The 5,246-nt window shown below is 60.0% G+C and carries 6 protein-coding genes; 4 read left to right on the top strand and 2 right to left on the bottom strand.

Features of this window, described 5'->3' with window-relative positions; translation table 11 throughout:
* Positions 1-79: 79 nt before the first annotated feature.
* A complete protein-coding gene (locus D8V06_RS03515; RefSeq protein ID WP_130907425.1) occupies positions 80-871 on the bottom strand; it encodes a dienelactone hydrolase family protein in 792 nt (263 codons plus the stop codon).
* Between the two features lie 143 nt (positions 872-1,014).
* Between D8V06_RS03515 and D8V06_RS03520 the strand changes: the two genes are divergently transcribed.
* From D8V06_RS03520 to D8V06_RS03530, 3 genes are all read left to right on the top strand, one after another.
* On the top strand, positions 1,015-1,347 hold the full coding sequence (locus D8V06_RS03520; protein WP_130907424.1) for a hypothetical protein: 333 nt from the start codon (positions 1,015-1,017) through the stop codon (positions 1,345-1,347).
* A gap of 61 nt (positions 1,348-1,408) precedes the next feature.
* Positions 1,409-2,086, top strand: coding sequence for a response regulator transcription factor (locus tag D8V06_RS03525; protein WP_130930443.1), 678 nt, complete (start codon positions 1,409-1,411; stop codon positions 2,084-2,086).
* Positions 2,083-3,429: an ATP-binding protein gene (locus D8V06_RS03530; RefSeq protein ID WP_056853141.1), complete on the top strand. Its 1,347-nt coding sequence runs from the start codon at positions 2,083-2,085 to the stop codon at positions 3,427-3,429. Before D8V06_RS03525 ends, D8V06_RS03530 begins: the two co-directional genes overlap by 4 nt.
* A gap of 43 nt (positions 3,430-3,472) precedes the next feature.
* Here the strand turns inward: D8V06_RS03530 and D8V06_RS03535 are convergent, their stop codons facing one another.
* Positions 3,473-4,471, bottom strand: a complete 999-nt coding sequence (locus tag D8V06_RS03535; RefSeq protein ID WP_130930444.1) for an AraC family transcriptional regulator — start codon at positions 4,469-4,471, stop codon at positions 3,473-3,475.
* A gap of 338 nt (positions 4,472-4,809) precedes the next feature.
* On the opposite strand from D8V06_RS03535, the gene D8V06_RS03540 reads away from it, so the two are divergent.
* Positions 4,810-5,246: cation:dicarboxylase symporter family transporter (locus tag D8V06_RS03540; protein WP_130930445.1), on the top strand; the 437-nt coding region annotated here is incomplete at its 3' end.

Below are 5,246 nucleotides of genomic sequence, written 5' to 3' on the forward strand. Positions count from 1 at the left end.
AGGGTATACGCGTTAGCCCCATCTGGGGCCGCTTCGCAGCCCAACGGGAGCAAGCTCCCTCGCCACAGGGTTTAGCGTGTCAGCCAAAGATCTTCTTGAAAAACGCCTGCATGTCCGCCCAGGACTTTTCATCCGCCGCTTTGTTGTAGCCGATGTCAGGCCCGCCGTGATCGCCATGGCCCAAGCGGTCGGCATCCGGATTGCTGAAGCCATGCTTGGCGCCGTCGAGGCTGACGAAGGTGTAGTCGGCGCCGGCCTTGTCCATTTCGGCTTTGAACGCGGCAACGTTATCCGGGGTGATCATGCTGTCCTGCGCACCATGCTCGACGAGGATCTTCGCTTTGACGCTGCCCGGTGCGGCAGGGGTGTTGGTCGCCAGCGCGCCATGGAAACTCACCACGCCGGCCAATGGCACACCCTGGCGCGCGGCGTTGAGCACCACGGCGCCGCCGAAGCAGTAGCCAATGGCGGCGATTTTGTCCGGATCGCTTTGCGCCTGTTTCTTGAGCAAGTCGAGCCCGGCCTGGAACCGCGCGCTGGACGCGGCGCTGTCCTTCATGGCCGCTTGCATGAACGCCATGGCGTCCTTGGGATGCTCAGTGTTCTTGCCATCACCATACATGTCGATGGCCAGGGCGCTATAGCCGAGCCCGGCGAGGTCTCGGGCGCGGCGTTTGGTGTAGTCGTTGAGCCCCCACCATTCATGCACCACCACGACACCCGGACGCGGTCCCTTGATCGCATCGTCGTAGGCGTAATAGCCGATCAATTTTGTGCCGTCGGCACTTTGATAGGGGATTTCCTGGGTCTTGATGGCGGCCTGGCCGAGACCGCTCAAGGTCAGCAAAAGGACAGCGAGGAACATGCGCATGGTTGAATCTCCTGTTCAAATTCATCGAACCGCTTGGGGTGAGATGATTCAGCTTAGGTTCAGATTGCGTTCAGGGGGAGTTCAGGGCGAGGTCGGTAACCTTGCCCTACCCAAAAAGCGAACAGCGCATGAGGAAACTCCCTATGACTGGCTTCAAGAAACTGCTCCTGGCGTTCACTGTGCTGGGCGCCAGTGCCGCCGCCCACGCGGCTGACGATCATTTGGCCAGTCGTGTTTTCGCACAGACCGGCGACAAGGACAAAAAGTCCCGGGTCTTGAGCCGCTCGACCGTCAATGCCGTGGTGAGTAACGACAGTGATTGGGGCGCGAGCCTGGCGCAGCAAAATGGCCAGTCCGGTTATCACGCCGGTTACACCAACGTGTCGGTCTCGCACCATGGCATTAAACTGCGCCAGGAAGACCTCGTGGGCCGCTCTGTTCTGTCCCTTGCGACGGACATCAGCACACTGTCATGAAACAAGTCATCGAGGCTCGGTTATCTCCCTCGGGAGAGGTTGATTTGCCCTGGAGAGCGTTATGAAACTGCTGGTCGTCGAAGATGAAGCGCTGTTGCGCCATCACCTGCAAACGCGTCTGACGGAAAGCGGCCACGTGGTCGAGTCCGTGGGAAATGCCGAAGAAGCCTTGTATCAAGCCGGGCAGTTCAATTTCGATCTGGCGGTGATCGACCTTGGCCTGCCGGGCATGGGCGGGCTCGATCTGATTCGTCAGTTGCGTTCCGGCGGCAAGGCGTTCCCGATCCTGATTCTCACCGCCCGGGGCAACTGGCAGGACAAGGTCGAGGGCCTTGCCGCCGGAGCCGATGACTATGTGGTCAAGCCGTTCCAGTTCGAAGAGCTCGACGCAAGGCTCAATGCCTTGTTGCGCCGCTCCAGCGGTTTTACCCAATCGACCATCGTCGCCGGCCCTTTGAAGCTTGATCTCAATCGCAAGCAGGCGTCCCTCGATGAGCAACCGCTGGCGTTGACCGCTTACGAGTACCGCATCCTCGAATACCTGATGCGCCATCATCAGCAAGTGGTGGCCAAGGACCGGTTGATGGAGCAGCTTTACCCGGATGACGATGAGCGAGATCCGAATGTGATCGAGGTGCTGGTCGGCCGACTGCGCCGCAAGCTCGAAGGGCCGGTGGGCTTCAAGCCGATCGATACCGTGCGTGGCCTCGGCTACCTGTTCAGTGAGCGCTGCACTTGATTCGTTCTCTTCGCGTTCGCTTGATGCTCGCCGCCACATTGCTGGCGGTGTTGTTCATGCTGGCGTTGCTGCCGGCAATGCAAGGCGCGTTCAGTCTCGCCTTGCAGGACTCCATCGAACAGCGCCTGGCGTCTGATGTCACGACGCTGATCTCTGCCGCCCGAGTCGAGAGCAACCGTTTGCAGATGCCGGCGCAATTGCCCGACGAGCGTTTCAACCTCACTGACAGCCGTTTGCTCGGTTACATCTATGACCGCGAAGGACGGCTGGTCTGGCGGTCGAAGGCCACGCAGGAGGAACACATTAACTACAAACCGCGCTACGACGGGCGCGGCAACGAATTCGCGAGAATCAGCGAGGCCAACGGCGAGGAGTTTTTCGTCTATGACGTCGAGGTCAAACTGCTGGGGGGCAAGAGTGCGGCGTTCAGCATCGTTGCCCTGCAGCCGGTTCGCGAATACGAAGTCACCCTCGCAGGTCTGCGGGAAAATCTCTATCTAGGCTTCGGGGCAGCGTTGCTGGTATTGCTGGCCTTGCTCTGGTTCGGCCTGACCTGGGGGCTGAAAGCCTTGCGCCGGTTGAGTCAGGAGCTGGACCAGATCGAAGGCGGCACCCGCGAAAGTCTGAGCGAAGAGCATCCCCGGGAACTGTTGCGTCTGACCGGTTCGCTCAATCGCTTGCTGCACAGCGAGCGCGAACAGCGCAGCCGTTACCGTGATTCCCTGGATGATCTGGCACACAGCCTGAAAACGCCGCTGGCGGTGTTGCAAGGCGTCAGCGAAGACATGGCGCAACGCCCGGAAGATCGCGATCAGGCATGGGTGCTGCAAACCCAGATCGAACGCATGAGCCAGCAGATCAGCTATCAATTGCAGCGCGCCAGCCTGCGCAAAAGCGGTCTGGTGCGGCATCAGGTGCGCCTGCGACCTGTGCTGCAAAGCCTGTGCGACACGCTGGACAAGGTTTACCGCGACAAACGCGTGCGGGTCACCTTCGATCTGCCGGACGAGTGTTTTGTGCCGATCGAGCAGGGTGCCTTGCTGGAAATGCTCGGTAACTTGCTGGAGAACGCCTACCGCCTGTGCCTGGGCGAGGTGCGCATCAGCCTGCGGGAAAACCTCGGTGGCATCGAATTGTGCGTCGAGGACGACGGCCCTGGCGTGCCTATGGATCAGCGCGCGCGGATTCTCGAGCGTGGCGAACGGCTGGATCGGCAGCACCCGGGCCAGGGTATTGGCCTGGCGGTGGTCAAGGACATCATCGAGAGCTACAGCGCCCGATTGACCCTGGGCGATTCACCCTTGGGCGGCGCGGCGTTCCGGATACATTTTCCGTTGGTTTGATCCGCAACCATCGCCAGCAAGCCGGCTCCTACAGGTTATGGGTTCAGTTTTCCTGCGCCCGATAAGCCCCCGGCGTCACCCCAGTCCACTTCTTGAACGCCCGGTGAAACGCCGAAGGCTCGGAAAACCCCAGTTGCTCCGCAATCTGTTGCAATGACAGGTCCGCGCGGCTCAAGTGATAAATCGCGATATCCCGGCGCAACTGATCTTTCAACTCCTGAAAACTGGTGCCTTCCTCACGCAGGTGTCGACGCAGCGTTTGCGCACTGATGTGCAGGTGCGCGGCAACGGCGTCGAGGTCCGGCCAGCGGGCACTGTCGCGGCTGAGCAAGCGGCGCAACTGGCTGCTCAGGCTGTTGCCGTCGTCCGGGCGTGACAGCAGATCGGCCGGCGAGTGTTCGAGGAAATGCTTGAGGGTGCGTTCGTCCTGCAGCAGCGGCATGTTCAGGTAGCGGCTATGGAACAACAGGCTGCTCTGGGGCGCGGAAAACGTCAAAGGACAAGAGAACAACAAGTCGTACTCGGCGCCGTGTTCCGGTCGCGGGTAACTGAATGCGGCCTGTTCCAGGCGAATACGCTGGCCGATCAGCCAACTGCCGAAACGATGCCAGATCACCAGCAGGCTCTCGCTGAGAAAATGGTCCGGGTCCCAGAGCTGCGAATCGTCCAGGCTCAGGCGGATCATCTCGTCATCGCGCGTCAGGGTCAGGCGCGGGGCGTCGGGGAATAGACTATAAAATAATAAACCGCGGTTCAGCGCCTTCTCCAGATTACGGCAGTGGATCACCGCATGGCACATCATGGCGAAGCTGCCCGGCTTGCTGGGGCCACGTCCAAAGCCCAGGTACTCGTCGTCCAGTGCCAGCCACAGTCCCTGAATCAGTCGGGTGAACTGCTCCGGTGCAATGCGCGCCCGCGGCTCGTCGAGCAATTCGGGGCTGATCCCCAACTGTTGCAACAGGCTCGAATAGTCCAGGCCACGGCGTTGCGCGCCACCGAGGACGGCGCGGGCGAAGTGACTGGCGATGGTGCGTTCGCGCATAGCGGCTTAATCCGTCCATTGAGCGGCGGATGGTAGCCGCGGTGCCAATCGATGAACAAGGCGGATATCCGCCAAATTGCAGGACGTGATCTGTTTGGAGGGCGGAAATCCGCCAGTGCGCTCAGTCGTCCAACGATACGGCGCGACCTGCAACCCCTGATATCAAAAGGCTTGTGGATGTTTTACCGCAGGTGGCACGGGCTTTGCGATACAACCGACAGATGCCTGCCATCGCGCAGCTCGAAAAAACAAATCCCTCCAGTGCAGGAGGGTTCGCAATTGAGGTGTCGCCGGCCATCGATGGATGTTGGCAGCGCGTACTCTTGAGGAACTTTGCAATGACGACTCGTCAGCCACTGTATAAATCCCTGTATTTCCAGGTGATCGTTGCAATTGTCATCGGTATTTTGCTCGGTCACTACTATCCACAGCTCGGTGTGGCCGTAAAGCCGCTGGGTGACGGGTTCATCAAACTGATCAAGATGATCATCGCCCCGATCATCTTCTGCACCGTCGTCAGTGGTATCGCTGGCATGCAGGACATGAAATCGGTCGGCAAGACCGGTGGTTACGCGCTGCTGTACTTCGAAATCGTTTCGACCATCGCTTTGCTGGTCGGCCTGGTGGTCGTCAATATCGTGCAGCCTGGCAACGGCATGCACATCGACGTCAGCACTCTGGATGCTTCCAAGGTCGCTACGTATATTGCGGCCGGTGCTGATCAAAGCGTCGTTGGCTTCCTCCTCAACGTGATCCCGTCCACCATCGTCGGCGC

The sequence above is a fragment of the Pseudomonas sp. Sample_24 genome (assembly GCF_004307605.1).
GTDB lineage: Bacteria > Pseudomonadota > Gammaproteobacteria > Pseudomonadales > Pseudomonadaceae > Aquipseudomonas.

What these genes read in the sequence shown, in the direction of transcription:
- D8V06_RS03515 (WP_130907425.1), bottom strand. Translation starts at nt 871, where the DNA reads ATGCGCATGTTCCTCGCTGTCCTTTTGCTGACCTTGAGCGGTCTCGGC.
- D8V06_RS03520 (WP_130907424.1), top strand. Translation starts at nt 1,015, where the DNA reads ATGACTGGCTTCAAGAAACTGCTCCTGGCGTTCACTGTGCTGGGCGCC.
- D8V06_RS03525 (WP_130930443.1), top strand. Translation starts at nt 1,409, where the DNA reads ATGAAACTGCTGGTCGTCGAAGATGAAGCGCTGTTGCGCCATCACCTG.
- D8V06_RS03535 (WP_130930444.1), bottom strand. Translation starts at nt 4,471, where the DNA reads ATGCGCGAACGCACCATCGCCAGTCACTTCGCCCGCGCCGTCCTCGGT.